At 37.0% G+C, this 22,211-nt stretch carries 19 protein-coding genes; 17 read left to right on the top strand and 2 right to left on the bottom strand.

Features of this window, described 5'->3' with window-relative positions; translation table 11 throughout:
* Window positions 1-195 precede the first annotated feature (195 nt).
* The 16 genes from VB691_RS22795 to VB691_RS22870 all read left to right on the top strand — a co-directional run bounded on the left by VB691_RS22795 (window position 196) and on the right by VB691_RS22870 (window position 20,309).
* Window positions 196-417: a DNA-binding domain-containing protein gene (locus VB691_RS22795; protein ID WP_323293825.1), complete on the top strand. Its 222-nt coding sequence runs from the start codon at window positions 196-198 to the stop codon at window positions 415-417.
* Complete coding sequence (locus tag VB691_RS22800) at window positions 417-1,493, top strand: effector-associated domain EAD1-containing protein (RefSeq protein ID WP_323293826.1); 1,077 nt, start codon at window positions 417-419, stop codon at window positions 1,491-1,493. Before VB691_RS22795 ends, VB691_RS22800 begins: the two co-directional genes overlap by 1 nt.
* Before the next feature lie 63 nt (window positions 1,494-1,556).
* Window positions 1,557-1,979, top strand: a complete 423-nt coding sequence (locus VB691_RS22805; RefSeq protein ID WP_323293827.1) for a hypothetical protein — start codon at window positions 1,557-1,559, stop codon at window positions 1,977-1,979.
* 7 nt (window positions 1,980-1,986) lie between these two features.
* Window positions 1,987-3,570, top strand: coding sequence for an effector-associated domain EAD1-containing protein (locus VB691_RS22810; protein ID WP_323293828.1), 1,584 nt, complete (start codon window positions 1,987-1,989; stop codon window positions 3,568-3,570).
* Between the two features lie 22 nt (window positions 3,571-3,592).
* Window positions 3,593-4,699: a MoxR family ATPase gene (locus VB691_RS22815; RefSeq protein ID WP_323293829.1), complete on the top strand. Its 1,107-nt coding sequence runs from the start codon at window positions 3,593-3,595 to the stop codon at window positions 4,697-4,699.
* Window positions 4,700-4,704: 5 nt separating this feature from the next.
* Entirely contained in the window at window positions 4,705-7,764 is a 3,060-nt protein-coding gene (locus VB691_RS22820) for a formylglycine-generating enzyme family protein (protein ID WP_323293830.1), read from the top strand.
* 185 nt (window positions 7,765-7,949) lie between these two features.
* The gene (gene avd, locus VB691_RS22825; RefSeq protein WP_323293831.1) at window positions 7,950-8,288 is read left to right on the top strand and encodes a diversity-generating retroelement protein Avd; all 339 of its coding nucleotides are present in this window, start codon (window positions 7,950-7,952) and stop codon (window positions 8,286-8,288) included.
* A 30-nt stretch (window positions 8,289-8,318) separates the two neighbouring features.
* Window positions 8,319-9,401, top strand: coding sequence for an RNA-directed DNA polymerase (locus tag VB691_RS22830; RefSeq protein ID WP_323293832.1), 1,083 nt, complete (start codon window positions 8,319-8,321; stop codon window positions 9,399-9,401).
* Between the two features lie 51 nt (window positions 9,402-9,452).
* Window positions 9,453-9,662, top strand: coding sequence for an SUMF1/EgtB/PvdO family nonheme iron enzyme (locus tag VB691_RS22835; protein WP_323293833.1), 210 nt, complete (start codon window positions 9,453-9,455; stop codon window positions 9,660-9,662).
* 71 nt (window positions 9,663-9,733) lie between these two features.
* A complete protein-coding gene (locus VB691_RS22840; protein ID WP_323293834.1) occupies window positions 9,734-10,681 on the top strand; it encodes a formylglycine-generating enzyme family protein in 948 nt (315 codons plus the stop codon).
* 706 nt (window positions 10,682-11,387) lie between these two features.
* On the top strand, window positions 11,388-11,582 hold the full coding sequence (locus tag VB691_RS22845; RefSeq protein ID WP_323293835.1) for a hypothetical protein: 195 nt from the start codon (window positions 11,388-11,390) through the stop codon (window positions 11,580-11,582).
* Between the two features lie 261 nt (window positions 11,583-11,843).
* Entirely contained in the window at window positions 11,844-12,110 is a 267-nt protein-coding gene (locus tag VB691_RS22850) for a helix-turn-helix transcriptional regulator (RefSeq protein WP_323293836.1), read from the top strand.
* 3 nt (window positions 12,111-12,113) lie between these two features.
* On the top strand, window positions 12,114-14,954 hold the full coding sequence (locus VB691_RS22855) for a DNA methyltransferase (RefSeq protein WP_323293837.1): 2,841 nt from the start codon (window positions 12,114-12,116) through the stop codon (window positions 14,952-14,954).
* A gap of 2 nt (window positions 14,955-14,956) precedes the next feature.
* Window positions 14,957-16,240 (top strand): hypothetical protein, encoded by a 1,284-nt coding sequence (locus VB691_RS22860; RefSeq protein WP_323293838.1) that lies wholly within the window; start codon window positions 14,957-14,959, stop codon window positions 16,238-16,240.
* Between the two features lie 30 nt (window positions 16,241-16,270).
* A complete protein-coding gene (locus VB691_RS22865; RefSeq protein WP_323293839.1) occupies window positions 16,271-19,390 on the top strand; it encodes a BPTD_3080 family restriction endonuclease in 3,120 nt (1,039 codons plus the stop codon).
* A gap of 25 nt (window positions 19,391-19,415) precedes the next feature.
* Window positions 19,416-20,309 (top strand): hypothetical protein, encoded by an 894-nt coding sequence (locus VB691_RS22870; protein WP_323293840.1) that lies wholly within the window; start codon window positions 19,416-19,418, stop codon window positions 20,307-20,309.
* A 104-nt stretch (window positions 20,310-20,413) separates the two neighbouring features.
* Here VB691_RS22870 and VB691_RS22875 read toward each other — a convergent pair whose 3' ends face one another.
* Window positions 20,414-21,028 (bottom strand): hypothetical protein, encoded by a 615-nt coding sequence (locus VB691_RS22875; protein WP_323293841.1) that lies wholly within the window; start codon window positions 21,026-21,028, stop codon window positions 20,414-20,416.
* Window positions 21,029-21,103: 75 nt separating this feature from the next.
* Window positions 21,104-21,829 carry a ParA family protein gene (locus VB691_RS22880; protein ID WP_323293842.1) on the bottom strand — a complete coding sequence of 242 codons (726 nt, stop codon included), beginning with the start codon at window positions 21,827-21,829 and terminating at the stop codon, window positions 21,104-21,106.
* A gap of 149 nt (window positions 21,830-21,978) precedes the next feature.
* On the opposite strand from VB691_RS22880, the gene VB691_RS22885 reads away from it, so the two are divergent.
* Window positions 21,979-22,211: HNH endonuclease (locus VB691_RS22885; protein ID WP_323293843.1), on the top strand; the 233-nt coding region annotated here is incomplete at its 3' end.

The following is a 22,211-nucleotide window of genomic DNA, read 5'->3' on the forward strand; positions in this document are numbered from 1 at the left end:
AACCAGTCAGAGACTTCCTAGCAGGACTAGGGAAAATAGATCGCCCTTGGTTGACGGAGTTGGAGGAACGGTTGTTAAGGGTTCTTGAAGAAAGTTGAGTGAGACAAGGGGGAAAGTTTGACGTTTCCCACGAAGTATTCCCTTAGAAACTGAAATACACTTGCTAAAATGAGATCAGGAATTGTAGAATTTAACATGAGCAAAGGTCAAATCGCTGTCAGGGTTCCTCAACCTTTATTAGATCGCCTGAACGATTATGTAAGTCGTACTGGTGCATCTAAGACCGATGTAGTAATTGGTGCGATCGCCAACTATCTCGGCTGTGAGGATGATGTCTCATTACATCAAAGGGTGAATGAGATGGAACAAAGACTTACCCAGTTGGAACTCTTAGTAAACACGAGTGATCGCCAGTAATGAAATTATCAGGTTCTGAAACAGAAAAACTCCTTGAAGCCTTATTAGATGCTTATCGAGATTATGACAAGCTCAGAATCATGGTTAGATTAAAGCTAGAGGAAAGCTTAGAGAGATTTGCCGGAAGGGGAGAGTTAGAAACAGTTGTTTTTAATCTAATTAACTCAGCAGAAGCTAGAGGTAAATTGGAGCGTCTGATTGTAGGAGCTTATGAAAAAAATCCTGATAATCCAGAGTTAAAAAACTTTTATGAAACAGTCTTTAAACGCTTTAAGCAAAGAGCCATCTTAGATTCTGATACTGTTCAAACTAGAGCTTTTGGCCCCGATATTGATTGGCATGGAAAAACCGACGAGCTTGAGTTACAAAGCTTCTTTAAAAAGCAACCAGATTGGTATGATGTTGGCTTTTTACAGAGAATCATTGAACAGGCTAAATCAGTATGTCGAGTTGACTTACCTACCCTGAATATTACAGCAACGGGAGTTTTAATTGCTTCTAAATACGTTTTGACTAATTATCATGTACTTAAACCCAACGACAATAATAATTTAGAGGCCACTGCTAAGAATATCAAGCTTAATTTTGGCTCCTTTAGTTTAGATGATGGACAGGAAACATTATCTAGATCTTTTCGGTTAGATTCTCAAATCCCTATTCTTGCTTCTAGTCCAATCGAAAAATTAGATTATATTTTGTTACAACTTGAGTCAAGTTTTGTTCAAGTATTAAATCAAGAAGAAAACAAAATAAAACCTGCTCAATGTAATTTTAATATTACTCTTTCTGAAAGAGATGGAATTAATATTTTACAACACCCCAATGGAGAGTCAATGAAGCTTTCTATTACTTGCGACGGTATTACGGGAATTTATCCAAATAGTGGCTTGGTTCAGTATATTAATAAAACGGCAGGAGGCTCTAGCGGTTCACCCTGTTTTAACGAAAATGGAGAATTAGTCGCTTTACATCATGCCCAAAGGTCTAGAGCTTTCGGAACAATTCGTGAAGGAATTTTATTCAGTTCTATCTGCCATGATTTAGCAGAAAAATCAATTAAACTAAATGAAATTTAACGTAAGGTGAGTAATACCTATTACATTTGTTATTCCATAATACTCAATAATTAATTGAAAAACATGAGTCGTCGTATTATTGAAACCCAATTAGAAGCATCGGAAAAACCATCAGAAGTAGATGGTTATTTAGACAAGATAATGAAATATATTCCCTCAGAAACAGTGGGAGTATGGATTACCATCAAAACTATGATAGAAGGAAATAATGATATTCCTCAGAGTGCTGTTTTATGGGGAATATTTATATTTTGCTTATTTTTGACTTTTGCTTATATTCGCTTATTACCATCAGAGTCAAAAGATAAACCAAGCATCAAACAAGCAATTATTTCAGTGGGAGCATTTATCGTTTGGACTATAGCTATTGGTGGTGAACCATTTAGAGCCATTAGTTGGTATCATCCTGTTTATGGCTCAATTTTAATGATACTCTATACAGCCTTTATTCCTCTTATTCCTTTAGAACAGCCTAAATTGAGTTAAATAAAGAATGAAGTTAAATGTCACTGAAAGCAATACTTTATTTGAAGCTTTAATTGATGGTTATCGAGACCCTGATAAGCTCAGAATTATGGTGAGATTAAAGCTAGGAGAAAATTTAGCAAGCTTGAGTAAAGAAGCTGAAATTGAAACCGTTATTTTAAATTTAATTGAATGGGCTGAAGCTAATGATAAATTATTGGATTTAATTTGGGGAGCTAATGAGAAAAATCCTGATAATTTAGCAATTAAAAAAATAACTTATCAGCTATATAGTATTACTAAACAACAATGGGAAAAATTATGTGAATTGCTATTTCAGATTAAGACTTATTCTGATTTCCTAGAATCGGCTTGTCAGCAAAGCTTTAAATCTTCATCAATTAGTGAAATCGATCCACGATTAGTTAATTTAAAATCTTCCCAAAAAGATGAAGATATTAAAGCTATTTTGAAAGACAATTTAATTAAACAACGTGAGCAAAGTTCCAGGAATATTCCTAGTATTTTAGAATTTGCTTATTGTTTAAGTAGAATGTCTGACAAGGCAATAGATATTGTTCGTGATGATTTTAAAAGTTGGGTTTCTGAAGTAGCTAATCAGCTTAATATTCAACTAAAAATCGAACAAAATCAGGAGACTCAAACCCCCAATTTTGAAAGTTTAATCATTCAGCCTTATTTATTGATTATTATTGAAAATCAAAATGCTGATTTATTATTACAAGCAGAATTAATTCTTCAAGAAAGTGATAGTGAAACCATTATTAAACAAGAACCTATTTATGTGACTGAACAAAATCAAGGTGTCGAATGCTCTAAAAAACCTCTCGAAATTGGTCATCAGATAAAACAATTTATTCGTCGTAGTTATATTAATCTAAAAAGTTATCGCAATCAAAATCATAATATTTTAATTAAGTCAATGATAATTGAGTTATTTTTGCCTACACAATATTTGTTTAAACCAATGGAAACGATTCCTATACCGATAAACTCAAGCGGCATATTCGGAGGAGAAAGTAGAAAACTTGGTTGTGAATATCAATTAATATTTCGTTCTTTAGAACGATTTGAAATTTATCAAAATAATCCAGAGTATCCAGAGAGATTAGAAAATAATTGGAAAGAACTTAATCAATTTTTCCAATTTCAATCTCCTTTAGAGTCAGAACATATTCAAAATAAATTTGAACATTTTTGCTCTTTTGATGAAGAATGGCAAATCTTAGAGCAACGCTTAAGAGATCATCAAAAATTAGGCATCAATGTCACTTCGCCTTTGGGAAATGTTAAAGAAAATATTAAGATTCTCAAAGCAATTATTATTGCAGGTATTCCCTTTTCTTTATGGATTACAAACCCAAAAATAACAATAAATTCTGTTACTCTAGAGCAACAATTTATTAATCTTTTAAAATCAGGAAACAAAACAGATTTATCCCATCTTTACTCTAAAATTCAAACCTTACGAGGAGAAGCTTATAATAATAACAATCCTCAATGTTTAGGATATCGTCTAGGATTTTTATGCGATAATCCCTATCGATTACCGTCTCGATTTCAGGAAGATGACGCATTAACGTATGGCTAAAATTAAATTAGGAGAATAACTCATGAGTCATTGGCATTTGTTTCACGGAAATGGGAAAAAAGAACAAGGAGTTGAACAAAAACTCTTTAATATTGCGCCTCCTCCTTGGCGTAGGTTTGGAGATAAAACAGAGATTCCTGTTAATGAAAAAGGAATTGACCAAAGATGGTTAAATTTACGAAAACAGGCCGCGCAGCAAACCAAAGAGTTGCAAAAAGGCAAGAATTTTCGACTTCCTCAACTCCCTGAACAACAAAAAGACACACAAATTACTCAACAACAAAAAGAGGCACAAAATGTTATTAATAGTGTTAACGCCGCGATTTATTTAAGACGACCTTTACTCGTAACAGGAAAACCCGGTTCAGGAAAAACATCTCTGGCCTATGCGATCGCTTATGAATTAGGCTTAGGAACAGTATTATCATGGTCAATTACAGCCCGTTCTACTCTACAGGAAGGACTATACCGTTATGATGCTATTGGTCGTTTACAAGATGCTCAACTGAAAAAAGAGCAGGAAATTGGCGAATATATTACATTAGGAGCATTAGGAACAGCCTTTTTACCCTCGTATTTTCCGAGAGTTTTATTAATTGATGAGATTGACAAAAGTGATATAAATTTACCCAATGATTTATTGAATTTATTTGAAGAAGGAGAGTTTATCATTCCTGAATTAATGAGAAGAACTCAAGTAGAAAATACAGAAGAATCTCCGCAACAGTTTACAGTATGGACAAGAGATGAAGATAAAGTAACTATCAAAACAGGAAAGGTAAAATGTTATCAATTTCCGATTATTATTATGACCAGTAATGGAGAAAGGGATTTTCCAGCAGCTTTTAAACGGCGTTGTCTCAGAGTAACTATGCCAGATCCTAAAGAAGATGCTTTAAAAAGAATTGTTAAAGCTCATTTTGGTGAACAATTATATCAAGATAAAGAAGATGATATTATTCAATTAATACGAGATTTTTTACCTAATGAAAAACAAGGGGAGGCATTTGATAGAGCAACAGATCAGTTACTCAATACGGTTTATTTATTTACTCGTTCAGATAGTCCTACTAATAAAGATGAAATAGAATCTATTAAAAATATATTATTACAACGTCTAAGTGAGTAATTATCATGCCAGTTCCTGAGAAGACTAATCAGAAAAAAATAGATAAATTGATTCAATCTTTAGGACTTGATCTAGGCTTTACTGGCAAAGAAATTGCTGAAATTCTCTGGTTAGCATTGAAACGACAAGAATTAATTCAAAGTAAAGATTTATCTGACACTCAAACCAAAATTGACAATGAGAATGAAGATGAGAATAGTTTATTGTCTGTTTCAACAATAGAGATAGAATCCGATGGAAAACAGATTACAAGTTCTGATAGAACTATTTCTATTTATGCAGATCTACAAGAAAACAAAGAAAATAAAGAACAAAAAGGCTATGGTGATAATGTTTTACCCTTAAGAGTACCTGATGCTCCTTCCCTTCGAGAACCCTTAGAATTTGCCAGAGCATTACGTCCTTTAATGCGAAAAATAAACTCAGGGAGAAACACAATTTTAGATGAGATAGAAACCGTTGAACAGACTGCCAAAAACAATGGTATTTGTATTCCCGTTCTTCAAGCTGAACCTGAACCTTGGTTAGATTTAGTTCTAATTATTGATCAATCTCAATCTATGACGCTTTGGGAACATACTATCCAAGAATTACAACGATTACTGAAACATTATGGAATTTTTCGAGAAGTTCGTATCTGCGGATTATGGGATGAGCAATCAGTTATCAATGAACATTTATCAGTCAATAATGATCAGAATGCGCTTTCTCATTCTCCCTTAAAAAAAGAAGATTCTAAGACAAGAGTTTTCCTGCGTTCTGGAATAGGAAAACAGCAACATTTAACTAATCCTAAAGAATTAATTGATCCTACAGGTCGTCGTTTAATTTTAATTGTTAGCGATTGTGTTGCCCCATTTTGGCATAATGGAGCAATTTTACACCTAGTTCGAGAGTGGGTAAAATATCAACCTCTTGCTATTGTGCAAATGTTACCTGATTGGATGTGGCGACGAACAGGATTAAGAATCGGTGCATCAGTTTTATTTAAGAATTTAGTCCCTGGAAACAGCAATCAAAATTTAATTATTAAAGAATTATTATTATGGAAAAATATTGAACTAGAACAGGGAATAAACATTCCAGTATTAACCTTAGAACCACAAGTAGCACAAGCTTGGAGTCAAATGGTAGTAGGTAAACACGATGTGGTGACATCTGGCTTTGTCTTACCCCTTGAATATCAGAGTCAACCAGAAAATCTACCTCAAAATCGAGTTGATAAACTGAGTGCGGAAAAAAGAGTCCATCGCTTTCGCATGAATGCTTCTCCTGTAGCGAGAAAATTAGCCGGATTATTATCGGCTGCTCCCATGATTAGTTTACCAATCGTGCGGATTCTTCAAGCCAGTCTTTTACCTCAATCCCACCCTGTTCATGTAGCAGAGGTGTTTTTAGGAGGCTTATTAAAACCGAAGAATGATATTACTCCTAATATTAATTCAGATCAGGTGGAGTATCAGTTTGTTGATGAGAAAATTCGTCAGCTTTTCTGGGAAGATGCACCTAGAAGTGATTCTCAACGGGTGTTTGATGCGGTTTCTCGATATTTACAAGAACATTTTGGCAAGTCTCTTTATGATTTTGTGGTCTTGCTGAAAGCACCGGAAACCAAGGGAGAAACTACTCCCGCTTTTGCCGAGATTGCCTTTGATCTCTTAAAACAGTTAGGAGGAGACTATACTGCTTTTGCCGATAATTTAGAGAACCAATACCTCACAGAAAGACTGATCAAAGCTTTGAGGGAAAGATTTTCTACATTGGCTGAAATAACAAGTTTTATTTCTCAAATACTTTCGGGTCTATCATTAAACTTTAACCTGGGAAATTTGGCAGCAAGCAATATTAATGACTTCATTTCTAATCTAATTGAATGGGCAGAAAATAATGGCAGACTACAACAAATAATTGAGGCTATGTCTCCGGTTCTTCTAGAACCCATTCCTGTTATGGCCGAGAACTCAATTGAGCCACAAAACTTCGACGAAAACGAGGGTTCCTCTACCGCCCTTAAAACCTGTTCCTTTGATATTACCACCATCGAAATCTTAGAAACTCACACCTTTAAATTTACCGTCGCCACCATCGAACGAGAAACTGAACGTCAATTATTCGGATTATTACCAGGACAAGAAAAATGGGTCATTAAACGTCAAAAGCATCAAGCCGAGGGCATTATTGAGGTCATAGGAGAAGGAATTGACCTAGAGTTGATGGACATTCCTGGTGGCACATTTATTATGGGAACAGACGATGAAGAAATTGAGCGACTGGTTAAAAAATTTGATTGGGAATATTTTAGAAGAGAAAAACCCCAACATCCCGTGACTATTCAGCCCTTCTATATGGGGCGTTATCCCATCACACAGGGACAATGGAAAGCCATAGCAGAGCGAACCGATCTTCTAGTCAATATTGACCTCGACCCCAACCCATCTAATTTTAAAGATGATCCTCCTCAACCCCTCTTAGAAAAAGGAGAAAAGGCAAAAACCCGATGGGATAGACCCGTAGAGCAAGTTAACTGGTATCAAGCCAAGGAATTTTGCGATCGCCTCTCCCGACTCACAAAACAAGAATATCGCTTACCCACAGAAGCAGAATGGGAATACGCCTGTAGAGCCGTGAACAGTGAGAGGCCAACAGTAGCAGAATGGAATGAGAAATATAATCAACCCTTTCACTTTGGAGAAACCATCACCGGAGAATTAGCTAACTATAATGCCAGTAACACCTACGCCTCGGAACCCAAGGGGGAATATCGACAGCAAACAACCCCTGTAGGCTATTTTAAAGTAGCTAATGCCTTCGGACTTTACGATATGCACGGAAACGTTTATGAATGGTGTGAAGACGATTATCACTCTGACTATGAAGGTGCGCCGACTGATGGAACTGCTTGGTTAGCCAATGACGATAATACTACGAAGATACTACGCGGCGGTTCTTGGATCGACGCTCCTGATGATTGCCGTTGCGCCGGCCGCGACCTCAATGACCCGCGCGACGACGACTACGACGTCGATGTTGGTTTTCGTGTAGTGCGTTCATCCCCCAGGACTTAGCCCTTTGTTCTGGTTGGTGAGCTTGTCGAACCATTGCGCTCTTGCTCTTTTCCCTTCCGTCAATTTTTTTTGAGAATATAGTACGTGAGAACTAACTAGATCTATGTCTTCAAACTTTTTTTCGCAGCAGTTTTCAAATGAATGGAGTAAACATCAAAAGAATAAAAAGGATATGACAATTTGTAATGAGTGAATTACCCGTTATTCAGAAAGTGTACGATTTAATAAAGTGGTATGTTCCGATCCTTAATCGCTTACCCCAGAGCCATAAATTTACATTAGGAGAACGAATAATTAATCAATTATATGACTTGCTTGAAGGATTAGTTAACGCTCGATATTCTCGGAACAAACTCCCTTTATTGGAAGCCCTCAATAATAAACTGGACTTGCTTCGTTATCAAACTCGTTTACTCCATGATTTTGAACTCATTTCCTTTAAACGTTATCAATATATCAGTGAACAAATTAACCTAGTTGGAACAGAGTTAGGAGGATGGATTAAACAACAAAAGAACTTATAATTAACGATTTAGAATTAATTTACAATAAACATGAAACGATTAGGGAAACTCTGGGAAAAAGTCATCGATTTTGAAAATCTCTATTTAGCGTCTCGAAAAGCTCAAAAAGGCAAAAGATTTAGGGATAATGTCTTAGAATTTAACGACAACATTGAGAATAGCTTATTTGAGTTACATCATGAACTAGAAACAAAAACTTATCAACCAGGAGAATATCATACCTTCAGAATTTATGATCCTAAACCGCGTTTAATTTCGGCTGCACCCTATAGAGATCGCATTGTTCATCATGCCCTTTGTAATATTATTATTCCCCCAATCGAAAAATCATTTATTTTTGACACCTATGCAAACCGGATAGGATTTGGTTCTCATAAAGCCTTAAAGCGGTTTACTAAATTTGCTCGTTCTCATCGTTATGTACTGCAATGTGACATCAAGAAATATTTTCCTAGTATAGATCACCAAATCCTTAAACAACAGATTTACCGCAAGATTAAGTGTCAAGACACCCTGTGGTTAATTGATGCTATTATTGACAATAGTAACCCTCAAGAGCCAGTTAACGATTATTTTTTAGGAGATGATTTATTAACTCCTTTAGAACGTAGAAAAGGTTTACCCATTGGCAATTTAACCAGTCAGTTTTTTTCTAATTTTTATCTGAACGGTTTCGACCACTTTATTCAAGAAAAAATCAAGTGTCACAACTATTTGAGATATGTTGATGACTTTGCTTTATTCTCAGATGACCACCAATTTCTTACTGATGCGCGGATGAAGATTGAAGAATATTTAACTACCCTACGTTTAACAATTCATCCTGTTAAAAGTCAGTTGTTTGAGACAAAACAGGGAGCTAATTTTTTGGGTTTTCGGGTATTACCAGATCGAATACGAGTTCGTAATGACAATCTAAGGAGATCGCGGCGACGATTCCGAGAACTACAATATGATTATCGCTATTATCAAATATCCCTGGAAAAACTCATTCAAAGAGTTCAATCTTGGGAAGCACATCTAAAACATGGGGACACTTATCAACTGCGAAGAAAGATTTTTGACAACTGGAAATTTCGACGAGAGAATTGGAACTTTCCTAAGAAATTATAAAATTTTTGTCAAAAGTGTCCACACTATCTGAAAGTAAATGATGGGGCAAACATGAGAAAACGCGGCGGTTCTTGGATCAACGATCCTAATAATTGCCGTTGCGCCAACCGCAACAACAATAACCCGCGCGACAACAACAACAACAATGTTGGTTTTCGTGTAGTGCGTTCATCCCCCAGCACTCCTCTGTACCAGAACTGGCAGATGGGAATCTGTCGGGCGTGTCAAAGAAGAGTCCAGATTTGCTCCGGTGATGTGTAAAAACATCCAAAAATAAACCGAAACCAGTTAGTTTAGTAAGGTGACTGAAAAGTTAACTGGTTTCACCAAAAATGCCTAAATTAATTATCCGCAAACAGCGTGGACAAGCACAATATTACACTGAGGAATTAGGTTCTGACTTTACCCTCGACATGATGCAGATACCTAGTGGCACATTCATGATGGGAACCTCAGACCTTGAAATAGAAAGACTCTGCAAGGAATATGGTGAAGACTATTTCAAGCGAGAAAGTCCTCAGCATGAAGTTACAGTACCATCTTTTTTTATGGGTAAATATCCCGTAACTCAAGCGCAATGGAAAGCGATTGCCGAATTAGATCCCGTTGACAAAAAGCTTAAACCAGATCCTTCATCTTTCACTTCAAACTTCAAAGATGCCGATGGTGAGCAAGATAGATGGACAAGACCCGTAGAAAAGGTATCTTGGGAAGATGCCGTAGAATTTTGTAAACGACTATCAAGAGAAACCAAACGAGAGTATAGACTGCCTTCTGAAGCGGAATGGGAATATGCTTGTCGTGCGGGGACAACAACCCCGTTTCACTTTGGGGAAACTATTACAACCGATTTGGCCAACTACCGAGGAACAGATTGGGATATTAGCGGTAAAGTTTATCCAGGGAATTATGGGAAAGGGCCAAAAGGCATCTATAGGGAAGAAACAACCCCTGTAGGCTATTTTAAGGTAGCTAACGCCTTCGGACTTTATGATATGCACGGAAACGTCTACGAATGGTGTGAAGACGATTATCACTCTAACTATAAAGGTGCGCCTACTGATGGAACTGCTTGGATTGATGCTCAAAACTCTAAGCCTGATAATATGTTAAATTCTCAAGAAAACAAGGAAAATCAGTCATATAAGGTCTTCCGCGGCGGTTCTTGGATCATCGTTCCTTTTTCTTGCCGTTGCGCCGACCGCGGCACCGATCACCCGCGCGGCCTCAACGACTACGATGTTGGTTTTCGTGTAGTGCGTTCATCCCCCAGGACTTAGTTCCCCTCTGCTCTGGTTGGTGAGCTTGTCGAACCATTGCCCTCTTGCTCTTTGCCCTTCCGTAAATTTTTTTTTGAGATTTACAAAACTTAACAATAAAGACATCTTTTTTGTAAATTAACGCTACTTAATGGTTCTCTCAGCATAGAATAAGTTCTCATTTTTTTCGGAGAAACTGATAACTGTTCCTGTTTTTTCTAGCTAATTAAGATAACTAATTTATAATGATTAAGCTGTTGAAATTGTTCTAAAAATGTTGTAAAATAGGAGATAAATTAATTATTTTTGTTCTATGAAAAATAAAGATAGATATCCTGATAATTGGGATGAAATAGCTTTAAGTGTCAAGATAAAAGCTAATTGGATTTGTGCCAAATGTAAGCTTGAATGTATCCCGAATGGGGCAGATTTCCGAACTGAAATTATGGGACGAAGTTTAAGAGCGCGCGCTTCGCAAAGGTAAAAGGCAAAAGGCAAAAGGCAAAAAGATAATATTTTTATATTTTCCTTCATCTTTTTGTTAAATTAGATTCTTCTTACCTTTTGCTTTTTGCCTTCTACCTTTTGCCTTCCCGCAGGGCGTGCGTGTCATCTTTATATGCACAGAGGCAGAAGGAAAAATATCAGCCCAGGACAGTTAAAATTAGATTTAGGAGTGTAACCTATTTTAAAACCATGAAAATCTTTTTTTTAGAGAGGAAATCCAATGAATTATGACATCCGAATTAAACGGGAAACCTACGATCAATTAATCGCTCATCTCGAAATACACGCCCCCACCGATGAATGGGCAAGAACCTTACTTGAACAACTGCAAACCGAAGCTAAACCGTCCTATATACTTGATAGCGGGTCTTATTTATTAGATAGTAAGAATGATGTTGAATATCGGGTTAATTAGTTTTTTTATTTAACACAACGAGGGGGATTTAAAATCTCCCGACCTTGGTAATGCTGATGTTTTTTGCTGTGCAGTACAAAGTTTAAGTTTAATCCGACGAACACGGTTGCGTAACTTGTTTGGTTGGTCATCAAGTTATCCAGGAGATGTCTAACTCAACATCAAGTTAAGTTTAGTTAAAAGAAATTATTAAGAAAACCTTGATTTTCTTTAAACCTTATAAACTTCCCTATATGCTCTAATGGTGCAAGTTCCCTAATTATGCCTAATCCTAATCCGACTCAACCCGCCATCGGTCAGTTAATTCGTGCTTTGCGTCATGAGTTAAACCTGACTCAAGAACAGTTCGCCCACCAGTTAGGGGTAACGTTTCCTACCGTTAACCGTTGGGAAAATGGACACGCTAACCCGTCACCAATGGCATTAAGGTTAATTGAAGGGAAAATCAAGGAATTAGGGGTCAAAGGTCAAAGTTTGGCTTCTGCCGTGAGCCTCAGTCGAACGGTTGATCAATATTTTCAAGGTTAATTTATGCCTAGAGAGAAACGTACCAGTAAGCCAAAGGAAGCTAAAACCTATAATCACGACAAGGAACACCCTTTACGTCCTGATATTGGCACAGAAGCGCAATTTAAGAAGAAAAAGCCTCCTGAAACCTATCGTTATGATTCTTCTCTCTCTCCTGAGTTGGACTGGGATGATAACCCGTCACGGGAACAAGCAGAAGCTCAAATTAAGGCGATTTCCTCCCATCTTGAGCAATTATCAGCACATTTAAGTCAATTAGATACGGTAGCAGAGTCCCTTCAATCTGATGCTGAAGCGTTGAAAATTCTTTATTCTGTGAGAGATAATATTACTCAACAAATTAGGGAAGTTACTACTTCTTTAAATAAGTTAAAAGCTTTAAGTCAACCGTTTTTAAATTGGACTGGTAAGGCTGAAAGGTTATCTTTTGATGTGCCGACTTTGCCGTTATTTGTTCATGAAAGATTGTCAACCAGGGCGATTATTGAAACTCTTAAAAGTCATAAGTCAGGGGGAGAACAGTTAAGTTTATTTGACTTGTTTAATGACCCGAAATGGTCGATTACTGACCAGATTTTAAGGGCGTATGAGTATCATGGTGATTGGGTTAATCGCATGATTTTGGGTGACTCTCTGGTGACAATGAATTCCCTTTTACAGTATGAAGGGTTAGGGGGTCAGGTGCAAATGATTTATATAGATCCTCCCTATGGGGTTAAGTTTGGTTCTAATTTTCAACCTTTTGTAAGAAAACGGGATGTTAAGCATAATGATGATGATAACTTCACCCGTGAACCGGAAATGGTGCAAGCTTATCGGGATACTTGGGAGTTAGGGTTACATTCTTATCTGACTTATTTAAGAGATAGGTTATTATTGGCAAGGGATTTATTAACTGATAGTGGTAGCGTTTTTGTTCAGATTTCTGATGAGAATGTTCATCATGTTAGAGAGTTGATGGATGAGGTTTTTGGTGGGGAGAATTTTGTTAGTTTAATTTCTTATACAACTTCAGGCGGATTTGATAGCTCTACACTAAGTCGAGCAGGTGATTATTTAATTTGGTATGCAAAAAATAAACCTTTTATTAAATATATAGAATTATTTAAAGAGAAATCAAGTCCAGTTGGTGATACTAATTCAAAATATGATCAAATTGAATTGTCAGATGGAGTTCGTAGAGGACTGACAATTCAAGAAAAAAGCGGTCTTGACCTTTTGCCAATTAACTCAAGAATATTCCGATTAGATAATATTATTTCACAAGGTTCTGGTGATAATACTAAAAGAAAATATGATTTTGAAGGAACAATATTTGATTGTGGATCTAATCATCATTGGAAAGCAAGCGTTCCTGATGGAATGGATCAATTATCAAAAGCTCGTAGAATCGCAATGACAAGTAATGGAAAATTAGCTTATGTTCGTTATTATAATGATTTTCCAGTTACTCGAATAACAAATATATGGAATGATATTGGAGGAACTGTACAGAGTCGTTCTGACCCTAAAGTATATGTTGTTCAAACAGGAACATCAGTTACTCAACGTTGTCTGTTAATGACAACAGATCCAGGAGATTTAGTATTAGATATAACCTGCGGAAGTGGTACAACTGCTTATGTTGCCGAACAATGGGGTAGAAGATGGATCACTTGTGATGTCAGTCGTGTCCCCTTAGCATTAGCCAGACAAAGATTATTAACAGCTACCTTTCCCTGGTATGAATTAAAAGATAATAACTCCCCTGCGGGTGGCTTTGTTTATAAGAGAAAACAGAATAAAAAAGGCGAAGAAGTCGGCGGTATTGTCCCCCATATTACCTTAAAAAGTATTGCTAATAATGAACCCCCAGACGAAGAAATCTTAGTCGATAAACCCGAAACAGATAACAGTATTGTCCGTGTTTGTAGTCCCTTTACCATCGAGGGTACTATTCCCCCTCCCGTTGATATGGAAGCAGAAGACTCTCCCGATGCAGAAGACAGGGGAACTAAACCCGAAACCGAAGCTATTGAAGCGGATAGTACCGCATCATTTACGGACAGAATGTTAGAAATTCTGCAAAAAGTACCCGTTTTACGCCTTCCTAACAATAAAACTCTCACCTTCTCCCATATTCGTAAACCTGCTAAAACTCAGAGTCTTTCTGCTGAAGCAATGACAGTTAACAGTGACCAGTTAACAGTTACCAGTGATGAATCCAAACTTGAACCCGTCGCCTTTTTATTTGGCCCAGAGAATGGGGCGATCGCAGAAAGAACCGTATTTGAAGCAGCAAAAGAAGCAGACAGTAAACACTATTCCCATCTCTATATTATCGGGTTTGCTATTGCCCCGAATGCCCGTCAAATGGTAGAAAATTGTCAGGAAAGTATGAACATCTCTGCTACTTATATACAAGCAACCCCTGACTTATTAATGGGTGATTTACTCAAGAATATGAGGAGTAGTCAGATATTTAGTGTTTGTGGTTTACCTGAGATTAAACTACATAAAACCGATGATAATAAATATCAGGTAGAGTTATTAGGTTTAGATGTTTTTGACCCAATTACAATGGAGGTAGATCATGAAGTAGCTAAGAATGTACCCGCATGGTTTCTTGATACCAATTATAACGGTTTATGTTTCCATGTTAATCAGGCATTTTTCCCCCGTACCAGTGCTTGGGATTCCCTTAAAAAAGCCCTTAAAGGCACTTATGAGGAGTCAGTTTGGGAACATTTATCAGGGACAATTAGCTCATCTTTTGAAGCAGGAGAACATCAACAAATTGCCGTTAAAGTTATTGATGATCGGGGGAATGAATTGTTAGTGGTTAAGGATTTAAAGGAGAGTTGATTATGGTACGAATAAATAAAAGCAAACGTTCTATATCTAGTAGAAACAAAAAACGGTCACCAGTTCAAGGGAGAGCTAGGAGGACAGCTCGTTTTTATTGTAAACGCTATCGTCCGGCGATGGAACCTTGCATAGAACTGGCTAGATATCCTCAAGATATCTATGGGGGGATTACTCAACCAGAACAAACAACTACTATAATTAAAACACTTACAGAAAATGTTGATAAGACTCCTCATCAAGCTCCTGTAACAATTATTTGTAGTTTAGCTAAGAGTTTTAATGATTCGTTAGTCACTTTGGCCAAAGAAAGTTTTATTACTCATAAAAATATAAATAATTCCTCTAAAAATATTATCTATGGGATTTTTCTTTACACAGATGAAGATATAGATATGATTAAATATCTCAGAACAAATTTAGAATCATTGGATATATTATCAGGTGATTGGAGTAAAATTTATATTTTAGAAATGCCAGAAAAAGATTCGATTGTATGGGTTAATTATTGGATTAAAAATTTTACTTATGATTTTTTTAAACAATGGTTTCCTTTACTTGAATCAACGAAAACAAAACCATTCGATAGAAATCAATCTTATAATATTGCACGAGATTTAGAAATTCCTTTTGATCAATTACCCTGTCTAGTTTTATTGCCTCCTTTAACTGAAATCTCTAGTCAAGAAAAACTTATTGTTCCTATTAAAGAAATTTCTAAAGAATATTTTAGAAGCTTATTTTCAACTTTAGAGAATATTGTCAAACATTCAGAAAACATCAATAAATATGAAGCTGTCAAAATAAAATTTAATACCATTATACAATACTTAGAGAAAAACTCTCAACAAGTTGTCCAACAAACAACAACTGAATATCAAATCAACGGAACAAACATCTTTGTTAACAGCACATTAAGGAGTCTAGATATGAGTGAACAAAAATTTTATGGACCAGTTGGAGGAGTTCAAAGTGGTCATGATAACAATCAAGATATTAGTCAAGTTAACTACATAACAGAAGAACAACAGAACCTAGCTCAAGCAGCTAAAGAAATTCAGGACTTATTGAATCAACTGTCACAAACCTATTCACCTCCAAGTAATGATAATAACTTAAAGATTGCTACAGAAACAGTAGAAGCTATTGAACAAAATCCTACTCTAAAATCCAGAGTTATTAGTACCCTAAAAGCAGGAGGAACTGAAGCATTAAAAGAATTGATAAACCATCCGTCGGTTAACATCCTTATGGCATTAATAGAAGGATGGAATAGTGCCGAGTAAACTACTAATTAATTATTTTCACAGTTTACAATGTCCTACGAAGTCAATGAACCTATCTTAAATTCCCCCTTTAATGAACCCTCACAATATTGGTTCATCAGAGAAGGTTATCACCCCGAACTCAAAAAAGGAAGACGACCAGCTATTGTTTACCCTCCCCGTGAAGGTAACATAGAATGGGAATTAGGACAGGTTCTTAAACCTTCACCCCCTGATGAATTTTCCCCTGGTTATGAGATGACCTTGGTTAATCGTATCAGGAAAGAAGTCAAAGATTGGAGAGAACAACATTATCCAGGTGTTACCCGTACCACTTTAGAATTACTTGAATATTGGAGTCGAGAAGGCAGACAACACCGCCTATTTTTTGCCCAAAAAGAAGCCGTAGAAACCATTATTTTCTTGATAGAATCTCGCGCTGACTTTCGCCAAGGGTTACACATTCCCCAAGATATCCCCGTTGATGCTACCCTCAAAGCTTTCACCCGTTACGCTTGTAAAATGGCGACTGGTGCGGGAAAAACAACCGTAATGGGGATGTTAGCCGCTTGGAGTATCTTAAATAAGGTCAATAATCGTTCAAACTCCCTTTTCTCTGATGTAGTGTTAATTATCTGTCCTAACGTCACCATCAAAAGCAGATTACAAGAACTCAACCCCGATAATGGGGAAGCTTCCTTATATCGTACCCGTGACCTTGTACCGTCCCATTATATGGATCAACTCAGACAGGGTAAAGTTTTAGTCACCAACTGGCATATTTTTGAGAAAAGATCCCCTTCTACTGGGGGGTCAGATGCGGCTAAAGTCGTTAAAGTAGGAGTGGAAACTACCACCACCGAAATCATTAAAATTGGCAAAAAGAATGACACGGCCAGAGGGGTTAGATACTTAACTCCTGAGACATTAAATCAACAGAAATTAACTAAACAAATTAAAGTTATTGAAGAAATCAAAGATAAAGGAAACTTGATAGGTGTTAAAGCAGAAGTTACCAAATATTTAGAAAGTGATGCCGCTTGGATTAAACGAATTTTAAGCCAAGAAATCGGCAACAAAGGGAATATTTTAATCTTCAATGATGAAGCACATCACGCCTATCGTATCCAACCCAATGAAAACGAAAATGATGAAGATGATGATGATGAAACCCCTGATTATGACATCAAAGAATCAACTATTTGGGTAGAAGGATTAGACCGCATTCATAAATATCGAAACATTAACTTTTGTGTTGATTTATCAGCCACACCCTATTACTTAAAATCCTCAAAACAAAACATTAATAAACCCTTTGAATGGGTAGTGAGTGACTTCAGTTTAATGGATGCCATTGAATCGGGTTTAGTCAAGATTCCCCAACTTCCTGTAAGAGATACCACAGGGGCAGACATTTCTAACCTAGCTTACTTTAATATTTGGCAATGGATGCTTAATACCATGACCCCTGCCGAACGAGGAAAAGGCAGAAATCCCAAACCAGAAGCCGTCTTAAAACACGCTCAACATCCTATTACTATCTTAGGGGGACAATGGGAAGAAACCCGCTTAGAATGGGCGCAAACCGACGACTCAAGACCCCCTGTTTTGATTATTGTTTGCAAAAATACCAAAATTGCTAAATGTTTATATGAATGGATCGCTGATGATATTAAACCCGCTTATATTCCTTCATGTAACTTAAAATCCCTCAGAAAGACTGAGACAGAAACTAACACCATCCGCGTTGATTCTAAAGTCGTCGAAGAACTCGAATCAGGTAATAGTAAATCCGACGAAAGTAAATGGATGCGCTTTACCTTAGACACGATTGGTAAAACCCAATGGCCAAAAGATAGACAAGGACGAGAGATTTATCCTGAAGGATTTGAAGCCTTAGCCGAAAAATTAAATAAACCTCTTACCCCCCCAGGCAAAGAGATAAGATGTATCATTTCTGTTGGAATGCTTACCGAAGGTTGGGACGCAAATACTGTTACTCACATCATCGGGATTCGTCCCTTTATGTCTCAATTATTATGTGAACAAGTCGTAGGGAGAGGATTAAGAAGACGCAGTTATGAACTAACAGAAGATAACAAATTTGAAGAAGAAACTTCTACTATTTTCGGTGTTCCTTTTGAAGTCATTCCCTTTAAAGCCAACCCCCAAGGGGCTAAGAAAAAACCAGAAAAAAGAAACCACGTTTATTCTGTTCCCCAAAAATCCCCATATCGCATGGAATTTCCCAGAGTTGAAGGCTATACCCAAGCCGTCCAAAATCGCGTTACCGTTGATTGGCATGAGGTCGCCTCTCTCACCATTGACCCCTTCAATATTGCCCCAGAAGTCCAAGTCAAAGCCACCCTGGCCAATAACCAAGGCCGTCCCAGTCTCTCTGGCCCTGGCAAACTAGAAAGCCTTGACCTTAACCCCTATCGTCAAGGGAAACGCTTACAAGAATTAGTCTTTAAACTGGCCGCCGACTTAACCCGTACCTATTGCCGTTCTGACCAATGTGAAGCCCCACCCCATGTCCTATTTCCCCAACTCCGAAAAATCTGCGATCGCTACCTGTCAGAAAAAGTCACCGTCATTGAACCGGCCCATCTGTTTGACATCTTCCTCTCTCCCTATTACGGATGGGTCATAGAAAGACTATCAGAAGCCATTCACCCCGACACCACCTCCGGCGAAGTCCCTGAAATTCCCATTTATGAAGCCCATCGGGGCAATGGTTCCACTGATGACGTTAACTTTTGGACACCCAAACCCGTCCGCGAAGTGGTCAAATCCCACCTTAACTGTATGGTGGCCGATACTCATCAATGGGAACAAGCAACAGCCTATATCATTGATAATCATCCCATGACCGAAGCCTTCGTTAAAAATGAGCGATTAGAGTTTACTATCCCTTATCTTCATGATGGACAAACCCATGATTATCACCCCGACTTTATTGTTCGGCTGAATACTCCTAAAACCAGCTATTTAATCGTAGAAACCAAAGGGGCAATCTATGACTCAGATAAAGTTAAAGAACAAGCTGCTAAACGATGGTGTAACGCCATTAACGCTGATGGAAAACATGGATATTGGCAATATGCAATGGTCGGTTTATTAGAAACTAAAAAGAATCTTGATAAGGTTTGGGAAACGATAAAATCTTAAATATTATTAGTAAAATAGTATAATTATGACTACTCAAAGACCATTTTTAAATCTTAAAAATATTGAAGTTCTTATTTCAATTATCACAGGATTAGCTACATTCATATTGGCTATCATCGTATATTTTCAAAGTCAACAAATTAGAGAATTAGATGATAAAGTTAACCAAAAGCGATTTTTCTCTGATACCTTAGCTAAGTCAATTGAACACTTATCTAGCGAAAGTCCAAAAAAACAACGAATAGCAGTAGTTACTTTAGTGGAATCAGCAGAGGACTCAGAACAAATTAAAGAAACCCTTAAAGCCATTATCCTTGCTACTAATAGTGAAAAACAACAAGATAGTAATTCTTATCAATTTCTCTTAAAGATAGCAGGTTTAGACCTTCAAAAAGAACAAGAAATCAAGAAAGCATTAACAGATCCCGAAGTTCAAAAACTTATTCAATTATTCCCTCCCCTTAATCCTAATACTCAAACGGCTAACATTCCCCCTAACCAAAGTCCAGACAAAACGATTAACCCTTCCCCACCCCCAATAGCAGATAGTTTAGAATCTCAAACTCAGCAACTAATTAATGAGCAAACCGAAAAAGTAAAAGACCTCGTTAAGAAAATATATGATCATGATAAATCAACAAGACAATCATCTGTTAATGAATTAAGCCTAGACAAATATAGAGCTTACGATTCAATCATGGTAGCAGAAATGCTTAAGCAATATCAAAAATCTAATCAAAATTATTTTGGCATTGTTAATACCTTATTTCTTTTGGGAAAAGTTGATAATCAATCTTTAAAAAATAATCTTGATTCAATCAATCAATTAGTTTCTTCATCTGACAGTCTTTTAACTACTTCAAATAAACGAGATTATTTAGATCCTATTAAGAAGAAAATAGAAAATTCACCGAATTAATCAGTCTTATGAATGCCTCTTTTTTTACACAATATTATGTTTATAGTTTAATGTTTTAATCACATAATCATCTAAACCTCTAATACCTTTATATGTTTAGCTGTTTATAGGTTTAACAGTTCCCGTAACTCCTTCTCATTCTTAACTTGACTCCAATCGATATCACTGGACTGTAATAAAGAAATAGCCACCCCAATCAAATGCTGAGGATAAACCCGTTCAGCAGGGGGGACAGGTTCATTGTTGTTATCTCTTACCATTGAAGCAGTATCCGATAACCAATCTTTTTGAGACTTGCTAATCTTAATATTAATCGTCACAGGTTTATCCTTAATAGATTTCTTTGGCTTCTTAGTAACAGCTTTTTTAGTAACTGGTTTCTCCTCAACAGTCTGATTAATTACCAAATCTTCATTAATAACTTGAGTATTAATCGTCTCATCAATAACAGATTGCTCATTAATAATTTGACTATCAACCTTCTTATTAATGACAGATTGTTCATTAATAATTTGACTATCAACCGTTTCATCAATTACAGATATTTCCTCATGATAAATTACCTCATTAGTCGCATTCATTGAGGTTATTTCACTTTCTTGATTATTAGAATCAATCAGTGTTGTTTCTATTACTTTAGTTTCTTCTATGGGTTGACTTGACTTAATCCCTGAAAATTGACTCAACTTTCCTAAACCACCTAATTTCTTTTTGTTCATTGCTTTAACCTATTAACATTTAATCTATTTAAGTGTTTAACCTATTAAGGTCTAATACCTTTATAGGATTAATCCTTAAACCATCTCAAACCAAACCGCCTCACATTCTTTAGCTAACGCCCGATAAGCTTTGGCCCCAGTAGACCGAGAGGCATATTCAGTCACCGGAACTGCATGGGCGATCGCCTCAGCAACCGCAATATTTTCTGGTACAGTTGTCCTCAATAATCGGTAATTTAACTCTGGTGCAGCTTCCTTTAACAACTCCTCAGCTTCCTTGGTAATCACTAAACGGGGACGATACCGCACCCGTACCACATCAATAGGCACATCAGGCCGTTCCTCTCGAATTAACTGCACCGCTTCAGATAACCCCTTCAACACCGCAGGTTCACAAATCACCGGAATCAGAATGCGATCGCTACTTAAAATCGCCTGTACTGAGGTGATACCCAACCCAGGAGAACAGTCCATCAAACAGACATCATACCCAGTTAACTTAGACAGGGCCGGTGTAAATAAATCCTGATCCGTTTGTAACTGAAACATCTCTAAGGCCCCAGGAATGAGAAAGAGATTTTTCACCTTAGTGGCCATTGGTTCAACCTCACCCCCTTGTAAAAAATCTAAGGCGGTTGGCATATCCCCATCTAATCCCAAGCCAAACGATAAAGTACGTTGACCATCAAGATCCACTAATAAGACCCGACGCTTGGAAGTAGCCAGACTAGCCCCTAGATTAATCACAGTGGTGGACTTAGCCGTTCCTCCCTTGAAATTAAACACCGCTACTTTTAACATATTATCATATTAAGGTCTAATACCTTTATGGGTTTATAGTTTTATCTGTTAATTAGTTTATATGATAAATGGTTTAGGGGTTAAGTTCCTGATTTACCTCTAATCTATAAACATCTAAACCTATTAGAGCTTTATGGCTTTATCTCTTTATGACCTCTAGATATCCCAAGAACTGGAAAACTATAGCCACCACCGTTAAGGAAGCTGCACGGTGGCGTTGTGTCAAATGTGGAACTCAGTGTATCAAACCAGGGGAAAATGTCTCAAAGCTTAGTGTCAAGCAAAGGAGAGCAAGACTATTACAGGTTCATCATTCTGACTATAATCCTGCTAATTCAGACCCTAATAACCGCGCTTCCCCTCTGTTCCCCCTGTCATCTTA

Origin of the sequence: Crocosphaera sp. XPORK-15E, from assembly GCF_034931425.1 — a bacterium.
In the GTDB taxonomy this organism is placed as follows: domain Bacteria; phylum Cyanobacteriota; class Cyanobacteriia; order Cyanobacteriales; family Microcystaceae; genus UHCC-0190.